Annotated in this window: 20 protein-coding genes and 1 tRNA gene; 6 read left to right on the forward strand and 15 right to left on the reverse strand. The window is 64.5% G+C overall.

Features of this window, described 5'->3' with window-relative positions; genetic code table 11:
- The first annotated feature begins 23 nt into the window (after nucleotides 1-23).
- The 5 genes from ACWPW1_RS10635 to cysG are packed head-to-tail and all read left to right on the forward strand — an operon-like array spanning nucleotide 24 to nucleotide 7,206.
- Nucleotides 24-2,507, forward strand: coding sequence for a DNA translocase FtsK 4TM domain-containing protein (locus ACWPW1_RS10635; protein ID WP_434776445.1), 2,484 nt, complete (start codon nucleotides 24-26; stop codon nucleotides 2,505-2,507).
- A gap of 17 nt (nucleotides 2,508-2,524) precedes the next feature.
- Nucleotides 2,525-3,148: an outer membrane lipoprotein chaperone LolA gene (gene lolA, locus ACWPW1_RS10640; protein WP_271654685.1), complete on the forward strand. Its 624-nt coding sequence runs from the start codon at nucleotides 2,525-2,527 to the stop codon at nucleotides 3,146-3,148.
- 10 nt (nucleotides 3,149-3,158) lie between these two features.
- On the forward strand, nucleotides 3,159-4,487 hold the full coding sequence (locus ACWPW1_RS10645; protein WP_434776446.1) for an AAA family ATPase: 1,329 nt from the start codon (nucleotides 3,159-3,161) through the stop codon (nucleotides 4,485-4,487).
- A 47-nt stretch (nucleotides 4,488-4,534) separates the two neighbouring features.
- Nucleotides 4,535-5,812 carry a serine--tRNA ligase gene (serS, locus tag ACWPW1_RS10650; protein ID WP_434776447.1) on the forward strand — a complete coding sequence of 426 codons (1,278 nt, stop codon included), beginning with the start codon at nucleotides 4,535-4,537 and terminating at the stop codon, nucleotides 5,810-5,812.
- Complete coding sequence (gene cysG / locus ACWPW1_RS10655) at nucleotides 5,812-7,206, forward strand: siroheme synthase CysG (RefSeq protein WP_059314658.1); 1,395 nt, start codon at nucleotides 5,812-5,814, stop codon at nucleotides 7,204-7,206. Before serS ends, cysG begins: the two co-directional genes overlap by 1 nt.
- Before the next feature lie 3 nt (nucleotides 7,207-7,209).
- Here cysG and ACWPW1_RS10660 read toward each other — a convergent pair whose 3' ends face one another.
- The 7 genes from ACWPW1_RS10660 to ACWPW1_RS10690 form a co-directional block, all read right to left on the reverse strand.
- Entirely contained in the window at nucleotides 7,210-8,211 is a 1,002-nt protein-coding gene (locus ACWPW1_RS10660) for a glutathione S-transferase C-terminal domain-containing protein (protein ID WP_434776448.1), read from the reverse strand.
- 65 nt (nucleotides 8,212-8,276) lie between these two features.
- Nucleotides 8,277-9,260, reverse strand: a complete 984-nt coding sequence (locus ACWPW1_RS10665; protein ID WP_434776449.1) for a glycosyl transferase family protein — start codon at nucleotides 9,258-9,260, stop codon at nucleotides 8,277-8,279.
- Entirely contained in the window at nucleotides 9,257-9,571 is a 315-nt protein-coding gene (locus ACWPW1_RS10670) for a TusE/DsrC/DsvC family sulfur relay protein (protein ID WP_271654691.1), read from the reverse strand. The genes ACWPW1_RS10665 and ACWPW1_RS10670 overlap by 4 nt, the downstream gene beginning before the upstream one ends.
- A 1-nt stretch (nucleotide 9,572) precedes the next feature.
- A complete protein-coding gene (tusB, locus tag ACWPW1_RS10675) occupies nucleotides 9,573-9,872 on the reverse strand; it encodes a sulfurtransferase complex subunit TusB (RefSeq protein ID WP_434776450.1) in 300 nt (99 codons plus the stop codon).
- Nucleotides 9,869-10,225: a sulfurtransferase complex subunit TusC gene (gene tusC, locus ACWPW1_RS10680; RefSeq protein ID WP_434776451.1), complete on the reverse strand. Its 357-nt coding sequence runs from the start codon at nucleotides 10,223-10,225 to the stop codon at nucleotides 9,869-9,871. Before tusC ends, tusB begins: the two co-directional genes overlap by 4 nt.
- 1 nt (nucleotide 10,226) lies before the next feature.
- A complete protein-coding gene (gene tusD, locus ACWPW1_RS10685) occupies nucleotides 10,227-10,622 on the reverse strand; it encodes a sulfurtransferase complex subunit TusD (RefSeq protein ID WP_434776452.1) in 396 nt (131 codons plus the stop codon).
- Between the two features lie 49 nt (nucleotides 10,623-10,671).
- Nucleotides 10,672-11,340, reverse strand: a complete 669-nt coding sequence (locus ACWPW1_RS10690; RefSeq protein ID WP_271654694.1) for a Bax inhibitor-1/YccA family protein — start codon at nucleotides 11,338-11,340, stop codon at nucleotides 10,672-10,674.
- Nucleotides 11,341-11,467: 127 nt separating this feature from the next.
- Here ACWPW1_RS10690 and ACWPW1_RS10695 point away from each other — a divergent pair.
- Nucleotides 11,468-11,555: transfer RNA gene (locus tag ACWPW1_RS10695), tRNA-Ser, on the forward strand.
- Between the two features lie 1,034 nt (nucleotides 11,556-12,589).
- Here ACWPW1_RS10695 and ACWPW1_RS10700 read toward each other — a convergent pair.
- The 8 genes from ACWPW1_RS10700 to ACWPW1_RS10735 form a co-directional block, all read right to left on the reverse strand.
- The gene (locus ACWPW1_RS10700) at nucleotides 12,590-12,853 is read right to left on the reverse strand and encodes a hypothetical protein (RefSeq protein WP_434776453.1); all 264 of its coding nucleotides are present in this window, start codon (nucleotides 12,851-12,853) and stop codon (nucleotides 12,590-12,592) included.
- A 143-nt stretch (nucleotides 12,854-12,996) separates the two neighbouring features.
- Nucleotides 12,997-13,899: a GTP cyclohydrolase FolE2 gene (gene folE2, locus ACWPW1_RS10705; RefSeq protein WP_434776454.1), complete on the reverse strand. Its 903-nt coding sequence runs from the start codon at nucleotides 13,897-13,899 to the stop codon at nucleotides 12,997-12,999.
- Between the two features lie 14 nt (nucleotides 13,900-13,913).
- Nucleotides 13,914-15,149 carry a zinc metallochaperone GTPase ZigA gene (gene zigA / locus ACWPW1_RS10710; RefSeq protein ID WP_434776455.1) on the reverse strand — a complete coding sequence of 412 codons (1,236 nt, stop codon included), beginning with the start codon at nucleotides 15,147-15,149 and terminating at the stop codon, nucleotides 13,914-13,916.
- Nucleotides 15,150-15,347: 198 nt separating this feature from the next.
- Nucleotides 15,348-16,082 (reverse strand): SDR family oxidoreductase, encoded by a 735-nt coding sequence (locus ACWPW1_RS10715; protein ID WP_434776456.1) that lies wholly within the window; start codon nucleotides 16,080-16,082, stop codon nucleotides 15,348-15,350.
- Between the two features lie 134 nt (nucleotides 16,083-16,216).
- Complete coding sequence (locus ACWPW1_RS10720) at nucleotides 16,217-17,170, reverse strand: LysR family transcriptional regulator (RefSeq protein WP_059314726.1); 954 nt, start codon at nucleotides 17,168-17,170, stop codon at nucleotides 16,217-16,219.
- Nucleotides 17,171-17,262: 92 nt separating this feature from the next.
- On the reverse strand, nucleotides 17,263-18,783 hold the full coding sequence (locus ACWPW1_RS10725; protein WP_059314727.1) for a tripartite tricarboxylate transporter permease: 1,521 nt from the start codon (nucleotides 18,781-18,783) through the stop codon (nucleotides 17,263-17,265).
- The gene (locus ACWPW1_RS10730; RefSeq protein ID WP_434776457.1) at nucleotides 18,780-19,298 is read right to left on the reverse strand and encodes a tripartite tricarboxylate transporter TctB family protein; all 519 of its coding nucleotides are present in this window, start codon (nucleotides 19,296-19,298) and stop codon (nucleotides 18,780-18,782) included. Before ACWPW1_RS10730 ends, ACWPW1_RS10725 begins: the two co-directional genes overlap by 4 nt.
- Nucleotides 19,299-19,326: 28 nt before the next feature.
- Entirely contained in the window at nucleotides 19,327-20,325 is a 999-nt protein-coding gene (locus tag ACWPW1_RS10735; protein ID WP_434776458.1) for a tripartite tricarboxylate transporter substrate-binding protein, read from the reverse strand.
- Nucleotides 20,326-20,435: the final 110 nt, after the last annotated feature.

Raw genomic sequence — 20,435 nt, forward strand, 5'->3', positions numbered from 1 at the left:
TTCCGTGTGCGGGAAAAGCGCGCTTGAAGCAATCCAGTTCTGTCAGCCACGTCAACCAATGGCGTGAGCATCTGCATTATCGTCTCAAGGAGGTGGTGCTCATCGCACTGGCCGCCTTGTGCCTGTATCTGCTCATGGCTCTGCTGAGCTATGACCCCTCTGATCCGGGTTGGACCCATACCAGTCGCATCGATCAGGTCCACAATGCCGCCGGCCGCGCTGGTGCCTGGCTGGCAGATGTCCTGTTCATGGCGCTCGGCTATTTCGCCTTCGTGTTTCCCGTGTTGCTCGCGGTCAAGACCTGGCAGATCTTCCGCAAGCGGCACCTGCCCTGGGAATGGAGTGGCTGGCTGTTCTCCTGGCGACTGACCGGCCTGGTGCTGCTGATCATCTCGGGGTCGGTACTGGCCTACATCCATTTCCATGCGGTATCGGCACTGCCGGCTTCCGCAGGGGGTGCCCTGGGGGAAAGCCTCGGGCAGCTGTCGGTCGCTGCGCTCAATGTGCAGGGCAGTACGCTGCTGTTTCTGGCGCTGTTCCTGCTAGGACTGACGGTGTTCACCGACCTGTCCTGGTTCAAGGTGATGGATTTCACCGGCAAGGTCGTGCTTGATCTCCTGGATCTGGTGCAGGGCGGTTTCAGTCGTCTCGCGGGTGGCCGTCGCCAGGCGCCGGAGCTGGACGTCTTCGACGAACCGGTATCAGCGCCGGTCGCGCGCAAGGCCAAGGCCCGCGAGGTGCCGATTCCGGTCGCCGACGAAGACCTGGACGATCTGCTCGACATCGCACCACCGCCCCGGATGGAGCGTGCTGCACCGCGCATCGAGATGCCGGCGTCCAGTCGCGTCGTCGCCGAACCGGTTGAGCCTGCACCCAAGGCCGCCGCCCCGGTCGCTGCGGCTGCCACCGTCACCACGCCGACGCCACCGCCGCGCAAGGCCGCTCCCGCAGCGGCGCCGGTCCCTCATTCGACGCCGGCTGCCGCAACCTGGGTCGATGCGGGCCTGGAAGGCACGCTGCCACCGCTGTCGATCCTGGATCGTGCCGAGAAAAAACAGCAGAGCTATTCGCCGGAGTTCCTCGAGAACATGTCGCGCCTGCTGGAGGTCAAGCTCAAGGAGTTTGGCGTCGAGGTGCTTGTGGAGAGCGTGCATCCCGGTCCGGTGATCACCCGTTTCGAGATTCAGCCGGCCGCAGGCGTCAAGGTCAGTCGTATCTCCAACCTGGCCAAGGACCTGGCGCGCTCGCTCGCGGTGTTCAGTGTGCGAGTGGTGGAAGTTATCCCTGGCAAGACCACCGTGGGTATCGAGATTCCCAACGAAGACCGCCAGATGGTGCGTTTCTCCGAGGTGCTCGAATCGCCCGAGTACGCGGCGTTCAAGTCGCCCGTTACCCTTGCCCTGGGCCACGACATCGGTGGCAAGCCCGTCATTACCGACCTGGCCAAGATGCCGCACCTGTTGGTGGCCGGTACCACGGGTTCCGGTAAATCCGTGGGCGTGAACGCCATGCTGCTGTCAATCCTGTTCAAGTCGAGCCCGGAAGACGCACGGCTGATCATGATCGACCCCAAGATGCTGGAACTGTCGATCTACGAGGGCATTCCGCACCTGCTCTGCCCGGTGGTCACCGACATGAAGGAGGCCGCCAACGCCCTGCGCTGGAGCGTGGCGGAGATGGAGCGCCGCTACAAGCTGATGGCGGCCATGGGCGTGCGTAACCTCGCCGGCTTCAACCGCAAGGTGAAGGACGCCGAAGAAGCGGGCACGCCGCTCACCGATCCGCTCTATCGTCGCGAGAGCATGGACGACGAGGCACCGCTGCTGAAGACGCTGCCGACCATCGTGGTGGTGGTCGACGAATTCGCCGACATGATGATGATCGTCGGCAAGAAGGTCGAAGAGCTGATCGCGCGGATCGCGCAAAAGGCGCGCGCCGCCGGTATCCACCTGATCCTGGCCACCCAGCGACCCTCGGTGGATGTCATTACCGGTCTCATCAAGGCCAACATTCCCACCCGGATGGCCTTCCAGGTATCGAGCAAGATCGACTCCCGGACCATTCTCGACCAGGGCGGCGCCGAGCAGCTGCTTGGTCACGGGGACATGCTCTATCTGCCGCCGGGTACCGGTCTGCCGATCCGCGTCCATGGCGCCTTCGTCTCCGACGACGAGGTCCATCGGGTCGTCGAGGCCTGGAAGCAGCGAGGGGCCCCCGACTATATCGAGGACATCCTCAGCGGCCCGGATGAGGGCGCTGGTGCGGGTGGCGAGGGCGGTAGCGGCGAAGGCGGCGATAGCGACGAGGATGATCCGCTCTATGACGAGGCCGTGCGCTTCGTGACCGAGAGCCGGCGTGCCTCCATCTCCGCGGTCCAGCGTAAGCTCAAGATCGGTTACAACCGGGCGGCACGGATGATCGAAACCATGGAAATGGCCGGTGTCGTATCGCCCATGAACACCAACGGCTCGCGCGAAGTCACAGCGCCTGCTCCGGTGAGAGACTGATATCCATGAGGACTTCGATGCACAAGCTGCGTTGCTTTGCCCTGGCGGCTCTGGCTGCCGTAAGCGTTTCCGCCCATGCCGACCAGGCGTCGGTGGGTCGGCTGTCGCAACTGCTGGACAAGGCCCAGACCCTGACCGCACGTTTCTCGCAGCTGACCCTGGATGGCTCCGGGACCCGGCTGCAGGAAACTGCGGGCAACATGAGCCTCAAGCGCCCGGGGCTGTTCCGCTGGCATTCCGATGCGCCCCAGGAGCAGTTGCTGGTCTCCGATGGCAAGCAGGTCTGGCTGTACGATCCGGACCTGGAGCAGGTCACCATTCGCAAGCTGGACCTGCGCCTGACCCAGACGCCGGCGCTGCTGCTGTCGGGTGACATCTCCAAGATCGAAAGCAGCTTCGACGTCACCAGCAAGGACGCGGGCAACGTCGTTGACTTCGTGCTCAAGCCCAAGACCAAGGACACCCTGTTCGACAGCCTGCGGTTGTCCTTCCGCAACGGGGTGATCAACGACATGCAGTTGATCGACGGCGCTGGTCAGAGAACCAACATCCTCTTCTTCAACGTCAAGCTCAACGAGCCGGTGGCCGCATCCCAGTTCACCTTCCAGGTGCCCAAGGGAGCCGACGTCATCCAGGAGTGATCGCACCCCTATGGATCTCTTCAGCACCGCACCCGTCGGGCAGCCCTTGGCTGCCCGCATGCGTCCCGAGACCCTCGATGAATACGCGGGTCAGCAACACCTCCTGGCCAGGGGCAAGCCCCTGCGCGAGGCGCTGGAGCAGGGCGCGCTGCATTCGATGATCTTCTGGGGGCCGCCCGGGGTGGGCAAGACCACCCTGGCGCGGTTATTGGCCCAGGTCTCCGATGCCCACTTCGAAACGCTGTCGGCGGTGCTTTCCGGGGTCAAGGAAATCCGCCATGCGGTGGAAGTGGCCAAGCAGCAGGCCGCACAGTACCGCCGGCGTACCATCCTCTTCGTCGACGAGGTACACCGGTTCAACAAGTCGCAGCAGGATGCCTTCCTGCCCTATGTCGAGGACGGCACCCTGATCTTTATCGGGGCGACCACCGAGAATCCCTCCTTCGAGCTGAACAATGCGCTGCTGTCGCGGGCCCGGGTCTATGTGCTCAAGAGTCTGGATGACGAGGCCCTCGGTGGTCTGGCCCATCGCGCCCTGACCAGTGCCAAGGGGCTGGGCGAGCGCCATCTGAGCCTGCCCGACGATGCCCTGGCGTTGCTGCTGGCCGCCGCCGACGGCGATGGCCGGCGCCTGCTCAATCTGTTGGAGAATGCTGCCGACCTGGCCGAGGATGGCGGCGTCCTGGACGCCGACCTGTTCCAGAGCCTGCTGGGTGACCAGCGTCGCCGCTTCGACAAGAGCGGTGAGGCCTTCTATGACCAGATCTCCGCGCTGCACAAGTCGGTGCGCGGGTCCAACCCCGATGGGGCCCTCTACTGGTTCGCCCGGATGATCGACGGCGGTTGCGATGCGCTGTACATCGCCCGGCGCGTGGTGCGCATGGCCAGCGAGGACATCGGCAATGCCGATCCGCGCGCCCTGAGCCTGTGTCTGGATGCCTGGGACGTCCAGGAGCGCCTGGGCAGTCCCGAAGGCGAACTGGCCATCGCTCAGGCGATCGTCTATCTGGCCTGCGCGCCCAAGAGCAATGCCGTCTACCTGGGCTACAAGGCCGCCCTGGCCGATGTTCGCCAGAACGGCTCGCGCGAGGTGCCGCTGCACCTGCGCAACGCGCCCACCAAGCTGATGAAGAACCTTGGCTACGGCGACGAATACCGCTACGCCCATGATGAGCCGGAAGCCTATGCCGCGGGGGAGGACTACTTTCCCGAGGAACTGGAGCCGCGCCGCTACTATGAGCCGGTTCCCCGTGGGCTGGAGCTGAAGATCCGCGATAAACTGCAGCACCTGGCGGACCTCGACCAGTCCAGCCCGCGCCAGCGCCGGCGGCGTTCCTGACGCTTCGCCCACACTGCTGCCCCCATTCCTAAGTAAGAGACACGGACATGCTTGATTCGAAACTGGTTCGCACCCAAACCGAGGAGGTAGCCGCACGTCTGGCGACCCGTGGCTACGTCCTGGACGTCAGCCTGGTGGAGTCGCTGGAAGCCCGTCGCAAGGCCGTGCAGACCCGCACCGAGACCTTGCAGGCCGAGCGTAACGCCCGCTCCAAGGGGATCGGCCAGGCCAAGGCCCGCGGTGAAGACATCGCGCCGTTGCTGGCCGAAGTCGATCGCATGGGCAGCGAACTGGAAGAGGCCAAGCGCGAGCTGGACAGTGTCCAGGGTGAACTGGATGCCCTGTTGCTGGGCCTGCCCAATCTGCCCGACGCCTCGGTGCCGGTTGGCAAGGACGAGGACGAGAACGTCGAAGTGCGCCGTTGGGGTACGCCGCGCGATTTCGATTTCGAGATCAAGGACCACGTCGCCCTAGGTGAAACCTACGGCTGGCTGGATTTCGAGACCGCTGCACGCTTCTCCGGCGCCCGCTTCGCCGTCATGCGCGGTCCCATCGCGCGTCTGCACCGCGCCCTGGCGCAGTTCATGCTGAACCTGCACACCGGAGAGCATGGCTACGAAGAGACCTACACGCCTTACTTGGTGCAGGCCGAGACGCTGCAGGGCACCGGTCAGCTTCCCAAGTTCGAGGAAGACCTGTTCAAGATCGGCCGGGAAGGCGAGAGCGACCTCTACCTGATCCCTACCGCCGAGGTCACCCTGACCAACCTGGTCGCCGGCCAGATCCTCGATTCCAAGCGTCTGCCACTGAAATTCACCGCCCACACGCCGTGCTTCCGCAGCGAAGCCGGTGCCTCGGGTCGCGATACCCGCGGCATGATCCGCCAGCACCAGTTCGACAAGGTGGAGATGGTCCACATCGTTGAGCCGAGCACCTCCTTCCAGGCCCTGGAAGAACTGACCGGCCACGCCGAGACCGTGCTGCAGCGCCTGGAGCTGCCCTACCGTGTACTGTCGCTGTGCACCGGCGACATGGGCTTCGGCGCCACCAAGACCTACGACCTGGAAGTCTGGGTGCCGAGCCAGGGCAAGTACCGTGAGATTTCGTCCTGCTCCAACTGCGGCGACTTCCAGGCCCGCCGCATGCAGGCTCGCTACCGCAACGCCGAGGGCAAGCCCGAACTGGTGCACACCCTCAATGGTTCCGGCCTGGCCGTGGGTCGCACCCTGGTCGCCGTGCTGGAGAACTACCAGCAGGCCGATGGCAGCATCCGCGTACCCGAGGTGCTCAAGCCCTACATGGGCGGCCTCGAGGTCATCGGCTGATGGATTACCTGCCGCTCTTCCACAAGCTCGATGGCCGTCCGGTGCTGGTGGTCGGCGGGGGCGATATCGCCCTGCGCAAGAGCGTGCTGCTGGCCGAAGCCGGTGCCCGCATCACCCTGGTGGCGCCGGAGATCGAGCCGGAGGTACGCGCCTTCGTCGAGGCGCGGGGCGGTAGTTGTCGGGTCGAGCGCTATGCGGCGGACCAGCTCGCCGGGCACTGCCTGGTGATCGCGGCCACCGATGATGACGGCGTCAACGAGGCGGTATCCCATGACGCCCAGGCCCTCGGTCTGCCGGTCAACGTGGTGGATGCGCCGCGGCTGTGCACCGTGATCTTCCCGGCCATCGTCGATCGCTCGCCGCTGGTGATCGCCATTTCCAGTGGTGGGGATGCCCCGGTGCTGGCCCGCCTGGTGCGGGCCAAGCTGGAGAGCTGGATTCCTGCCACCTATGGTCAACTGGCGCAACTGGCCCAGCGCTTCCGTGCCCGGGTCAAGACGCGCTTCGCCGATCTGCAGGCGCGGCGGATCTTCTGGGAAGAGGTATTCCAGGGCGAGGTCGCGGAAAAAGTCTTTTCCGGCCAGCCTCAGGCCGCCGAGCAACTGCTGGAAGCCAAGCTCACCAGCGAGACGGCCACCTTTCGGGGTGAGGTCTATCTGGTCGGCGCCGGTCCTGGCGATCCGGACCTGCTGACCTTCCGCGCGCTGCGGCTGATGCAGCAGGCCGACGTGGTGCTCTACGATCGCCTGGTGGCGCCTACCATCCTCGACATGTGCCGTCGCGACGCCGATCGCATCTATGTCGGCAAGCGGCGCGCCGAGCACGCAGTACCCCAGGATGATCTCAACCGGCTGCTGGTCAAGCTGGCCCAAGAGGGCAAGCGGGTCTTGCGGCTAAAAGGTGGGGATCCCTTCATCTTCGGTCGGGGTGGCGAGGAGATCGAGGAGCTGGCCGCGGAAGGCATTCCCTTCCAGGTGGTGCCGGGTATCACTGCTGCCAGCGGCTGCGCCGCCTATGCCGGCATTCCTCTGACGCACAGGGACCATGCCCAATCGGTGCGTTTCGTCACTGGCCATCTCAAGGATGGTTCGGCCGATCTGCCCTGGACCGACCTGGTCGCTCCTGGGCAGACCCTGGTGTTCTACATGGGGCTGGTCGGGCTGCCGACCATCTGCCAGCAGCTCATCGCCCATGGCAAGAACCCGTCGACGCCGGCGGCCTTGGTCCAGCAGGGCACCACGAGCAATCAGCGCGTGTTTACCGGCACCTTGCAAGACCTGCCGCAATTGGTCGCCGAGCATGAGGTTCATGCGCCGACCCTGGTGATCGTCGGTGAAGTGGTGGCGCTACGGGAGAAGCTGGCCTGGTTCGAAGGCGCCCAGGCCACGGCTTGAGGTTCAGACCGATCCCTGGATGCCTGCCCCAGTCAGGACCTCTCGGCCATGGGGCAGGTCCAGCTCCAGGGCCGGCCCCTTGGGCACGATGCCGGTCGGATTGATCTGGGCATGGCTGCCGTAGTAGTGATGCTTGATGTGCTGGAGGTCCACGGTCTCGGCGATACCTGACCATTGGTAGAGCTCCCTGAGCCAGCCCTGTAGCGCCGGGTAGTCACGGATTCGTCGCAGGTTGCATTTGAAGTGGCCATGGTAGACGGCGTCGAAGCGGATCAGGGTGGTGAACAGGCGCCAGTCGGCTTCGGTCAGCCATTCCCCAGTGAGATAGCGCTGCTGCTGCAACAGTCGTTCGAGATCGTCGAGGGTGGCGAAGACCTCGTCGAAGGCTTCTTCGTAAGCCTCCTGGGTGGTAGCGAAGCCGGCACGATAGACGCCATTGTTGACCGTCGGATAGATGCGCTCGTTGAGGGTATCGATCTGTCCGCGCAGGGCTTCCGGGTAGAGGTCCAGGTGATTCCCCGTCAGGTCATCGAAAGCGCCATTGAACATGCGGATGATCTCCGCGGATTCGTTGCTGACGATGCGTTCCTGTTGGCGATCCCAGAGCACCGGTACCGTGACCCGACCGGTGTAGTCGGCCTGGTCGCGCTGATAGAGCTGGTACAGGCGGTCGAGCTGATAGAGATCGTCGCCACTGGAGCCGTGCGCGGGATCGAAGGTCCAGCCTTCCTCACGCATCAGCCAGCTGACCACCGAAACGCCGATCAGGTCTTCGAGACCCTTGAGCTTGCGATAGATCAGGGTGCGATGGGCCCAGGGGCAGGCCAGGGAGACATAGAGATGATAGCGGCCGGCCTCAGGCGCGTGGCGCGACGCTTCTTCCGGAATGGCCTGCTCCGGGCGGGCGATCCAGTCACGGCGCTGGGCCTTTTCCCGCTTGAAATGGCCGTCCTTGCCGTTGTCGTACCAACGGTCCTGCCACTGCCCATCGACCAACAAGCCCATATCGTCATCCTCCGCTACGTTGCGGTTAGGAACCCAGGTGACCACCCTGGGTTCCGACTGCGACGTCAGAGCGTGCGATCACGCGCCTCCCAGCGGCGTTCGGCTTCGCTCTGGGCACTCGCCTGGTCGTGGCCGAGGGCGCGCAGGGCCACGGCTAGCGTCGCGATGACCGCCAGACGGCCATAGGGGTCTTCCGCCTCGCCGTGCCAGGTAGCGGCCAGCAGCGCCGGATCGAGGCGCTCCGGTTTGACCTGGCGGCGCTCGGTAAGCGCCGGCCAGCTTTCGTCCCAGACTTCGCCGCCACGGGTGCCATAGAGATGAGCGATGACATCGGGATTGCGCTCGACCTCGCCCCCTTCGCCCTTGATGACGATGCTGTCGTCACGCAGCAGGCGACTGGCCTCGCGATGTACCTCCTGGTACCCCGGATGGAAGATGCTCTGCAGGATGCAGCGCGCGCCACTGGGATTGAGCAGCCGTACCAGGGAGTGGATCGGAGAGCGCAAGCCAAGTTCGGCCTTGAGGTCGATCATCCGCTGCAGCGCTGGCATCCAGGCCGCCAGCGGCAGGAAGGCGGGCTGGCCGCGGTCGAGCAGGGCGCCGACGTCCTGCCAATCCTTGGCCGTCTGCAGACCCAGGTCTCCCAGGCATTGCTCAGTGTAGAGCCGGCCCCCCGTGTGGGTGCCGCCGCCATGCATGACGATCCGCACGCCGCTGCCGGCCAGGCACTTCACCGCGAGCAGGTACCAGGGCAGGTGCCGCTTCTTGCCGGCGTAGGACGGCCAGTCGAGGTCAACGGGGAAGCCGGGAGACTGCAGGCGCGCCCGAACGGCGCGGGTAAAGCCTGCCAGCTCTTCGGGGCTTTCTTCCTTGTGGCGCAGCAGCATGAGGAAGGCGCCGAGCTGGGCATCGGTCACCTGGCCGTCGAGGATCAGGCCCATGGCCATTTCGGCTTCGACTTCGGTCAGGCTGCGGGCACCGCGCTTGCCCTTGCCCAGGGCGCGGACGTAGACGGCGAAGGGATGTTCTTCGGGCGTGGTGAAGGTCATAGGCAATTGTCCGGTTTCGGCAGGCCGGCGAGCTTGGCGCCGAGCTTGGCCGGCGCTCCCTTGAACAGCAGGTTGAGCTGCAGGCTGGTACCCAGTTCGGGGCCCAGTGTCTGGGCGATGTACTTGATCAGCGGCCGATTGGCTGGTGATAGCTGGAATTGCGCATAAAAGTCACGGAGCGCCTGCAGCACCTGCCAATGGCGCTCGGTCAATTCGATGCCTTCCTTGAGTGCGAGTTGCCGGGCTACTTCGGGACTCCATTGGGAGAGATCGCGCAGATAGCCTTCGGGGTCGAGGTCGAGAGAGGGCATGCTAGGTCCAGCTGATGACCTTGGCGTGGCTCACGCTCAGGTCGACGAAGGTGGGGTAATCGATCAGGGTCACGCCATGCTCCGGATGCAGGCGGCGGGCCTGAACGTCTTCCGCGAGCGCGTAGAGGCCTGCTTCCGCAGGCAGCCGTGCCAACGCTTGGTTGGCGGTGCTACCCGGGCGCAGTGCCTCCACGGCGCCACCGGTGAGCAGGATGGCGTCCCCGCCACGGACCCAGGTCAAACCGTCCAGGGCATCGGACTCCGTCAGCGGCGAGCGGGAAAACAGGTGCAGAGTCGTCAAATGGAAATCACCTGGTCATGGTCGTGGATCAACGTGGCCAACGCCTCGGGTTCGAGTGGGGTCACCCAGGCGGGCAACTGCTCGGGCGTGATGCCCAGACGCTGCAGGGCCGAGGCTTCCGCATAGATAGCGTCGACGCCGAACAGCGACAGGGCGGAGAGATTGGCGCTCAGATCCTTCTGCTCGAGGGCAGTGCTGTCGGCTGCCAGCAATTGGGTCACCCCAGGGCCTGCGAACAGCATCGCCAGGGGCAGCTCGAAGGCGCCACCTGCCAGCACGATATCCAGTGCCTCGCGAGGAGCCGGACCGCCCAGCGCCGGCTGACGAGAGATGACGAGGGTACTCTTGGCCATGCTAGTCGCCTCCAAAGCAGAGCAGGCGATCGGCGTCCTGTACCGCTTCATGCAACTGCCCCAGGCCGGACAACTGCCAGGGCGCGTGCACGTTCACTGCGCCACCCCGTTCATAGCGCCGCGCTTCGTTCTCGTCCAGCAGCCCGCGCTTGAGGGCAGCGGCGATGCAGGCCACGGCGTCGATCTGGTGGCGTTCGATCAACTCGCGCCAGCGCGCGGGCAGGTCCAACTCGTCCTGCCCACTGACCGAGGCGTGTGAGGCGTTATGGACGCCGTCGCGGTAGAGGAAGAGTCGCGACAGTTCGTGGCCCCCGGCCAACAGCGCTTCGCAGAAGCGCAGGGCCCGCCGCGCCGAGGGCGCCTGAGGGGGAGAAAGGACAACGATGGCAAATTTCATGGATGTAAAAAGGCCCGCCGAAGCGGGCCTCTTGGGCTACCGCTGATGATCAATCGTTGTTGCTGGCGAATCCGAAGATCTGCAGCAAGCTGAGGAACATATTGTAGATCGAGACGTACAGGGTGATGGTAGCCATGATGTAGTTGTCTTCACCACCGTGCACGATGGCACTGGTCTGGAACAGGATGGCCGCGGCGGCGAACAGCACGAAGCCCGCGCTGATGGCCAGTTGCAGGCCGCTGATCTGGACGAAGAAGGACAGCACCACGGCGCCCAGCAGGATCCAGAAGCCCGCCATCAGGAAGCCACTCAGGAAGCTCATGTCCTTGCGGCTGATCAGGGCGTAGGCCGACAGCCCAAAGAAGGCCAGGGCGGTCATGCCCGCTGCGGAGGCGATCACGCTGCCACCGTTGGGCAAGCCCAGGTACATGTTCAGGATCGGGCCCAGGGTGTAGCCCATGAAGCCGGTCAGGGCGAAGGTGCTGACCAGACCCCAGCCGCTGTCACGCGTCTTCATGGTCAGGAAGAACAGGCCGTAGAAGCCGATCAGGACCACGAAGATGTTGGGGTAGGGCAACCGCATCTGCTGCGAGACGAAGGCGACCAGGCCGCTGAACGCCAGAGTCATGGCCAGCAGGGCGTAGGTGTTGCGCAATACACGGCTGACGTCCCGAGATTGCGCGAGGGCAGGGTTGTAGGCGTATTGACGCTCGTTCATGGTGTACTCCAAAGCTAAATAGACGGTGTGATGTACCGTACGACCCCGAAGATAGCAAATGTTGCTTAAGGATCGCTTGCGAGTGTTTGACAGTGTGTTGCCATCAGGTACTATGCGCCCCTCTTACGGAAGTGTGGCCGAGTGGTTTAAGGCAGCGGTCTTGAAAACCGCCGACTCGCAAGGGTCCCAGAGTTCGAATCTCTGCGCTTCCGCCATCTTCGAAGCCCCGTCCTTACGGGGCTTTTTGCTGTCTGAGGGGTCGGATTTCAAAGGCCGTCGGGCAGGTAGAAAGGAAGGTGTTCCGAAAATATCGCGGAACCGCTTAAACGCCCTGTCATGGATGGAGGCGAGCCCCTGACTCCGATCATCCCGGCAGCCATGGCCCGCAGGGTCCCGTGGTCAGTCTGAAGCGCAGGCGCTGCGCTGGATAGGCGAGCCAAGTGGCGTGGTTGTCCAAGGCTCGAAGGTGCCTGCCTCTTGGGATGAGCAATCAGGGCAACAAGCCTTGACTGCAAGGCGTCGACGACTGACCAGCCACTAGCGGACGCTGCGAGTGGAAGCATTCAGCGCTTGTCACGAAGCGACCATGGCTATCACGAAGATGGTAGCCAGGCCAACGCACATCGCGCTCAAAGTGACTGCCAGCAGGCCCTCATCGCTGGATAGCGGTCCTCGGCGAAGAGCCGCGGACCTCAGCGGGGTGCTACTTATCCGATAGTGGGGCCTGGGCTCGAAGAGCGTCACTGTCCTTGTTAACTGATAGCGCAACTGAAATATCCTTTTCAGTCTGGGTGCTGGCCGGTGGGAGCCAGCTATTAGCGGCGATTGTGGCGTCAGCAAAGCTCAACAGCAAGACAATTGCTGATACGCAGGTCCCTATGGCAATCGCGTCGATCACCTTCTGTTCTTTCACAGGCGCATTCATGGGTGGTTGCCTAGCACGGTGTCGACGTCGATTGAAGTGGTCTGACAATTAGATATGGCAGAAGTGCAGATAGCCATTGATCCCTGGTAACCAACCGCAGCCTTTATCACCGAGCATCATAGGAAAGGCATCGTCTTTCAGCGGGATGACGAGGGCGCGGGCGGCGACCGGGACGTAGCCTGGGTGGCTGCCGGGAAAAGACTCGAAGCTACGTTTTGCGGTAGTGGAAGCCAGGGCAGCTTATCGATCTCTGGATTCGGCCAAGGTAGGTGGGTAGCGCTTGGGGACGGTAGACCTCCCGGGCCTTGCCCTGACCTATACGGACTAAAGGGTTTTCTTGTATTCCTTGTCCGCCTTCTTGTCCTCGCGATGCCGCTCCTTGTCGAGGTGGTTATCGGTCCGATCTGCTTCGTCGGCGGTATGGGCAGCACCTTTGTCGACCTCCCTGGCGTCGTGGTGGGCATCCTTACGGGTATCACGCCCGTCCTGACGCACGCTCTTTTCCAGCGGGCTTTCCGCCAGTGCCACGCTGGTATCGAAGGCTCCAAGTAGGGCCAACAGGGCTGCCGCTTTAACGAATGATCTCATCGGAAAACTCTCTTGAAAGGCGAAAGAGGAGGGGCGCCTCTGGTGGCCGCTTCGTTTTTCATTAAAGCGGCAAATAACCGGCATCGACGGACAAACGACGAGTGGCGGCGCCGGAGGTAGAGCCTTTGCGTCTTGCACAGGGATCAGTTGGTTGTCCCGGCCCAGGCCGCGGCATCGTGGGGATGCAGGCTTTCCAGGTGGCGGACGTGGATGCTGACGTCCTGATAGCTGTCGCGCAGGGCGACGAGTAGTCGGCGCGCGGCGTCTTCGACGAACATCAGGTTACTGCCGTTGAGGGCAGCGAAGGCCTGTTCGTCGGCGCGTTTGACGGCGGTTTGCACCGGGGTGCCCAGCGCCTTTTCACAGCGTTCGATCAGGGGCAGCAGACCAAGATCGGCTGCACCCAACGGTATCCCGACGCGCACCTGTGCCAGGCTTCGCTGGCTGTGGGGTGTGGCCAGGGAGGCATGGCGGCGCAGCCAGCCGGCGACCGTGGCGGGATCCAGTTGGGTAGCAGCCCCATGCTCTTCGAGAAAGGCCCGCTCGATCAGCTGGCGCGACAGTGAGGCCGAGCAGGGGCAGGTGGAGGAGTAGGTGATTTCCACCCGGGCATTGAGCTGAAAGACGCCCGCTACCCAGCTGGCGTCCAGGCGCACGGGGTAGCGTTTCCAGCCGCTGAGCTCCGCGGTCACCAGGGCGGGACGACGAACCAGCAGGGCGAAATCCAGGCGCAACCGGGCGGCACGGGAATCACAGCTGCGATGGCTGCTGACCATTTCGATCAGCAGCAGGCGCAACCGCCCGGGTGTCAAGGGCGCGTCCGTCCCCAGCCGATCCAGCAACTGGTAGAGCCGGGACATATGGATGCCCTTGGCAGTGGCCGCGGGCAGGTCGACCTGGACATCGGCGCTGGCGGGCAGGAGACCGCCGAGATCACCTTCGCCGAGGCGAAGAGGGAGATCTATGTGCTGCATGCCGACCCAATCGAGCGCGGCGGGCAGGGTAGCGGTCTCGCTGAGGGAGACGTCGGGGAGGATGGCATTCATCGACAGGACTCGGATCAGTGGAGGGCGGAGGCCTGGGGCCAGTCGCTGAAGGGGTTGTGCAGCTTTACCCAGGCTTGGGGGCCCGCGGCGAGCTCGATATTGGTCAACAGGCAGGCGTCCAGCTGGGCGCGCAGGGAGGGTTCGTCCATGTTCATACCGATGAGTACCAGTTCCTGGCGGGCATCGCCGACGCCCTCGTGCCATTTTTCCTTGATGAAGGCGACGGTCTCTTCATCCTCCGGCCACTGCTCGGGTGGTATCGCGGCCCACCAGCGCCCCGCCACGCCATGGCGGGCGACGGCGCCGGCCTGGGACCAGGTGCCGGCATGGGCGGGATGGCTGGCCAACCAGAAGTAGCCCTTGGAGCGCACCACGCCGGGCCATTCCTGCTCGACCAGGGTGAAGAAGCGCTCGGGGTGGAAGGGGCGACGGGCCTGGTAGACGAAGCTTGAGATGCCGTACTCCTCGGTCTCGGGCGTGTGTTCGCCACGCAGTTCCTGCAGCCAGCCCGGTGCCTTGGCGGCTTCGTCGAAGTCGAAGAGGCCGGTCTGCAGTACGCGTTCCAGCGGCACGGCGCCAAAGCTCGCCAGTTCCAGGCGCGCGCGGGGATTGAGGCTGCGCAGGATGGCCAGCAGGCGGTCGCGCTCCGCCGGTTCGACCAGATCCAGCTTGTTCACCACCAGGACGTCGCAGAATTCGATCTGCTCGATCAGCAGGTCGACCACGGTGCGCTCGTCTTCCTCGCCGAGTGATTCGCCGCGTGACTCCAGGGAATCACTGGAGGCGTAGTCGCGCAGGAAGTTGAAGGCGTCCACCACGGTGACCAGGGTGTCGAGCTGGGCGACATCGCCCAGGCAGCGACCGTCTTCGCCGGCGAAGGTGAAGGTCTCGGCCACCGGCAGGGGTTCGGAAATGCCGGTGGATTCGATGACCAGCTGATCGAAGCGGCCATCCCGGGCGAGGCGCTCCACTTCCAGCAGCAGGTCTTCGCGCAGTGTGCAGCAGATGCAGCCGTTGCTCATCTCGACCAGCTTTTCCTCGGTCCGTGACAGCTCGGCGCCGCCGTCACGGACCAGGGCGGCGTCGATGTTGACCTCGGACATGTCGTTGACGATGACTGCCACCCGACGGCCCTCGCGGTTGTTGAGAATGTGGTTGAGCAAGGTGGTCTTGCCGGCGCCGAGAAAGCCGGACAGCACGGTGACAGGGAGCTTCTTGCTGGGGAGGTTGGCTTGGATAGTCATGGTCATCACGGATGGAAGAGGCTGTAGGACGGCTGCATCCCTGGGATAGCAAATTCGGGATTTAATTTACGTTATAACATAACATTTATAGTGCGTTAAGCAGGTATTCCTGCCTGGCGTCGAGCCGCTTGCCAAAGAGTCGATAGTGGTTTATTGGCTGCCCGTCACGAGTTTTCGCGGACAGTCTCCAGAACGGGGCGCCGCCTAGACGTGCTGACCGCCGTTGATATGGATCTCGGCGCCGTTGATGTAGCAGGAACGTTCGCTGCAAAGGAAGTAGATGGTCTCGGCGACTTCATCAGGGGTGCCCAGGCGCTTGAGCGGGACCTCGGCCTCTACCAGGCCGTCGGTTCCGGGCGAAAGGATGGAGGTCGCGATCTCGCCGGGGGCGATGGCGTTGGCGCGGACGCCCCGGGGGCCGAATTCATGGGCCAGTTCGCGGGTCAGGGCGGCGAGGCCCGCCTTGGACGCGGCGTAGGCTACCCCGGCGAAGGGATGCACCCGTGAGCCGGCGATGGAGGTGACATTGACGATGCTGCCCTGGGCCGCTTCCAGCTCTGGCAGCAGGGCGCGGGCCAGCAGAGCGGTGGAGACCAGGTTGACGTTGAGTACCTGGGTCCAGGTGTCGGCATCCGATGCCAATACTCCGAGGCGGCTGCCATCGGGCCCCTTGGGTGAGATACCGGCATTGTTGACCAGGGCGTGCAGCTTGCCGCTGGGCAGGCGCTCGCGAACGATGGCGACCAGGCGATCGATCTGGGAAAGGTCGGCAAGATCGGCCTGGATATGGGCCTCGCGCGCCTCGGGCCAGGCGCATTCTTCGGAGAACGGTTGACGCGAGACGGTGAGCAGGCGCCAGCCCAGGTTGCGGAACAGCTTGACGGTGGCGTGGCCGATCCCGCGGCTGGCGCCGGTGAGCAGCATGATGCGCTGGGTCATGGGCGACCCCGGCAGGGAGCAGGGTGGGCGAGAAGCGACAAGGCGAGCATGGTGGTTGGCTCCGGCGTCTGGCAGGCCGGTTCACTATGCCCAAGGTATCTGGGTGGGGCAATCAATGGACCCGCACCACTCGCTCAGCCTTCGTCCTGGCGCAAGCGTCCATGCTCGCTGCGCACCGCCGCCATGAAGGTCTGCATGGCCGAGGATTGCACCCGATGGCGCCGCCGGATCAGCCCATAGGGTGGCAGCCGGGGTTCGAAGGCGATGGGCAGCACGGCCAGGAGATGCCGACCGGGGTAGTCGTTGACCACCGACAGCGGTGTGACGCCCAGCATGTCGGTCTGCTGCAGTAGGGCCAGCAGGGTCATGATGGACGTGGTCTCGACGATGCTGCCGGGGATGTCTACCCGGGCATCGTGGAAAGCCTGGTTGATGATGGCCCTCATGGGGCTGGGATGCTGCTGCAGCACCCAGGTGTGCTCCTGCAACGCGCCCCAAGTGAGGTGCGTGGCCTGGGCCAGGGGATTCTGCGCCCCGGCGATCACGCAGAGCACCTCTTCGCCGAGGCTGTCGAACAGCAGCTCCTCGGCGCGGGCCCCGGTGGGAATGCGACCCAGCACCACGTCCAGCTGATCCTGCAGCAGCGCCTGGACCAGCACATCGCTGGTGTCCACCTGGATCGACATGGACAGCCGCGGATGACTCTGCTTGAGCGTGGCGATGGTACGGGTCAGCAGCCCCGAGGCCAGCGCCGGGATGGCACCTACCGCGACCCGGCCGAGATTGCCCGATTCCAGGGCGACCAGTTCTTCGCGCATGCCCGACAGCTCGGCGAAGACCATCCGCGCGTAGTAGATCACCGTCTCGCCGAACGCGGTGGCGCGCATGCCTCGTGGCAGGCGCTCGAACAGGCCCACCCCCAGCAGGCTCTCGATCTCGTGGAGCATCTTGGTGGCGGCCGGCTGGGTCATGCCGATGTCGTCGGCCGCGCGGCGCAGCGAACCGAATTCGGCCAGCGCCAGCACCAGCCGCAATTGGCGCAGGCGCAGACGGCTATGGATGGTGTGAGCGTCGGGAATGCGGGTCATGCTGGCCAACCGGGGTGCGGGGGAGCCGGCTAGGGTAGCGCATGAGTCGGTGCCTGGCGCGGGCGGTACTCGCCCACGCCAGGCCGGCGCATTCACGAGGGGCGCACCTTGGCCCGTGGCTGGCCCAGGCGCAGTGCCTGGAGTCCTCGCGCCAGCAGGGGCCAGCAGAGCATCAGCAGAGCAGCCGTGGTCAGGCTGCCCACCAGCGGGTTGGACCAGAAGATGCCCAGCTGGCCGTCGGAGAACAGCATCGATTGACGGAAGGCGTCCTCGGCCTTGTCGCCCAGTACCGCGGCCAGTACCAGCGGAGCGATGGGATAGCCGAGCTTCTTGAAGGCATAGCCAAGAATGCCGAAGCCGAGCATCAGCCAGACGTCGAACAGGCTGTTGTGCACCGAATAGGCGCCGATCACGCAGACGGTGAAGATGATGGGCGCGATGATGCAGAAGGGAATGCGCAGGATGGCAGCGAACAGCGGGACCGTCGCCAGCACCACGATCAGGCTGACCACGTTGCCCAGGTACATGCTGGCGATCAGGCTCCAGACGAAGTCGTGCTGTTCGGCGAACAGGGTTGGCCCGGGGTGCAGGCCCCAGATCATCAGGCCGCCCAGCATCACCGCCGCGGTGGCCGAACCGGGAATGCCCAGGGTCAGCATGGGCAGCAGGGCGCTGGTGCCGGCGCTGTGGTCGGCGGTCTCCGGAGCGATCACCCCTTCCAGTTCGCCCTTGCCGAAGCCTTCGGGATTTTTCGAGAAGCGCCGCGCCAGGCTGTAGCTCATGAAAGAGGCGGCGGTCGGGCCACCCGGGGTCACCCCCATCCAGCAGCCGACCAGGGCGCTGCGCAGCCAGGTCAGCCAGTAGCGTGGCAGCTGCTTCCAGGTGCCGAGCACGGTTCGCAGGGTGATCCGTGCCTGCTCGCCGCGAAAGACCAGGCCTTCCTCCACGGTGCAGAGGATCTCGCCGATACCGAACAGCCCGATCACCGCCACCTCGAAGCTGATGCCCGAGAGCAGCGCCGGCTGGTCGAAGGTCAGGCGCAGATTGCCGGACACCGTATCCATGCCCACTGCGGCCATGGCGAAGCCGATCATCATGGCCGCCACCGTCTTCAGCGGCGGATTCTTGCTCATGCCGATGAAGGTGCAGAAGGCCAGCAGGTAGACGGCGAAGAATTCCGGCGAACTGAATTCCATGGCGAAGGCGGCGATACGGCTGGAGAGAAAGGTCAGCAGCAGCACCCCGACCAGGGCGCCCAGCAGTGCCGAGGTGAAGGCCGCCGTGAGAGCCTCCCCGGCGCGCCCCTGGCGGGCCAGGGGGTAGCCGTCGAAGGTAGTGGCCACCGAGGAGGGTTCGCCGGGGATGTTGAACAGGATGGAGGTGATGGAACCACCGAACAGCGCGCCCCAGTACATGCAGGAGAGCAGGATGATGGCCGAGGTGGGGCTCATGGTGAAGGTCAGCGGCAGCAGCAGGGCGACGCCGTTGGGCGCGCCCAGGCCGGGCAGCACGCCCACCAGGATGCCGAGCAGTACTCCGATCACCATCAGGCCAATGTGCTGGAAGGACAGGATCATGCCCATCCCATGCATCAGGGAATCCAATTCGCTCATGACATTGTTCTCAGCAGGCGGGCCAGATCGGCCAGGGGACCGGCGTCCAGCGGTACCTTGAACCAGAGGGCGAAGATCAGATAGCTGGCCAGGCTCACCCCGCCAGCGGTGGCCAGGATCTGCAGCACGCCATAGCGCCGTTGCCGCTGGCGATCCCGCGCCATGAACCAGGCGATGAACAGGAAGGCCGTGACATAGAGGCCCAGCAGGGGCAGGACGACGACGAAGGCCAGCATCGGCAGGAACACCCGCAGCACCTGGCCGAAGGCGGCGCGCTCGACGAAGCCCGTGCGCAGCGCCTGCCAACGCCATAGCGCCTGTAGCGCGGTGGCCAGGCTGGCCAGGGTCAGCAGCAGGCCGATGTAGAAGGGGAAGTAGCCCGGTTCCGGGCCCGCATCGCCCCAGCCGATGCCCTGTTCCAGGCTACCGAACATCACGATACCGCCGAGCCCGGCGGTGAAGGCCGCCAGGCCCAGTTCCACCCAGCGGGTGGTGATCAGGGAATCTCCGGCCATGGCCGTCTCTCCTGTGTCGTTGCGCCGATCAGCGCTTGAGCCAGCCGGCTGCCTCGAATACCGGGGTGACCCGAGCGGTGTCCTGGGCGATGTAGTCCTGCAGCGCCTGGCCTTCGAGGAAGGTCGGCACCAGGGCATTGCGCTCGATGTAGGCCTTGAATTCCGGCGTCTGGCTCACCTTGCGCAGGAGCTCCACATAGAAGGCGCGTTGCTCCTCGCTGACTCCGCCCGGCAGCAGCACGGTGCGCGGGAAACGGTACTGGTCGATGCCCAGGCCTTGCTCCTTGCAGGTGGGCACGTCGGACCAGGCCTGGGTGTCGGTGACCTTGGCGGTGTAGCCCATGCGCGTCTGGCTGAACACGCAGAGTGGTACCACCTGACCGCCACGCCATTGGCTCAGGCTTTCGCTGGGATTGTTGACGTTGGAGGTGATGTGCTTGCCGGCTAGCTGGGTTGCGGCTTCGCTACCGCTCTTGAACGGAATGTAGGTGAGCTTGGTGCCCTCGGTGCGGTTGAGCAGCAGGGTCAGGGTCTGATCCACGTCCTTGGACTGGCTGCCGCCCATGCGCTTGCCGGCCGGGTCCTGCTTGATGGCATCGACATAGCCACGGGCGTCCTTCCACGGCGCATCGGCGTAGGTCCAGAGGATGAAGTCGTCTTCGGCGATGGCCGCCACCGGTGTGAGGTCGTCGAGCTGGTAGCCCAGCTTGGCGGTTAGGGGGAGCAAGTAGACATTGTTGGTGGCGATGACCAGCTTGTCCGCCTCGCCCTTGGCCAGCTTCATTTCCAGAAAGGCTTCAGCGCCATTGCCGCCGCCCTTGTTGAACACCACGGTGCTGGCGTCCAGCAGCTTGTGCTGGGTGATGATCGACTGGATCAACCGACCGAGCTGGTCGGTGCCGCCACCGGGACCACCCGCGACGACGATCTCGATCTTGCCTTCCGGCTGCCAGGCGGCGTGGGCCAGGGGCGCTACCGTAGCGGCGAGATACAGGGGAAGGGTGGCGAGCAGGGAAGGGCTGCGCATGGGACTACCTCTTTCTTGTCGTTGTTGTCGGTGGCCGAGTGTGCGCATCCCAAGGCGTTCGCGACCACTCAAAAATAGGCATGCACCGATAGCCTGGAGTTATGCCAAAT

It is taken from the genome of Pseudomonas sp. Marseille-Q7302, assembly GCF_965111925.1.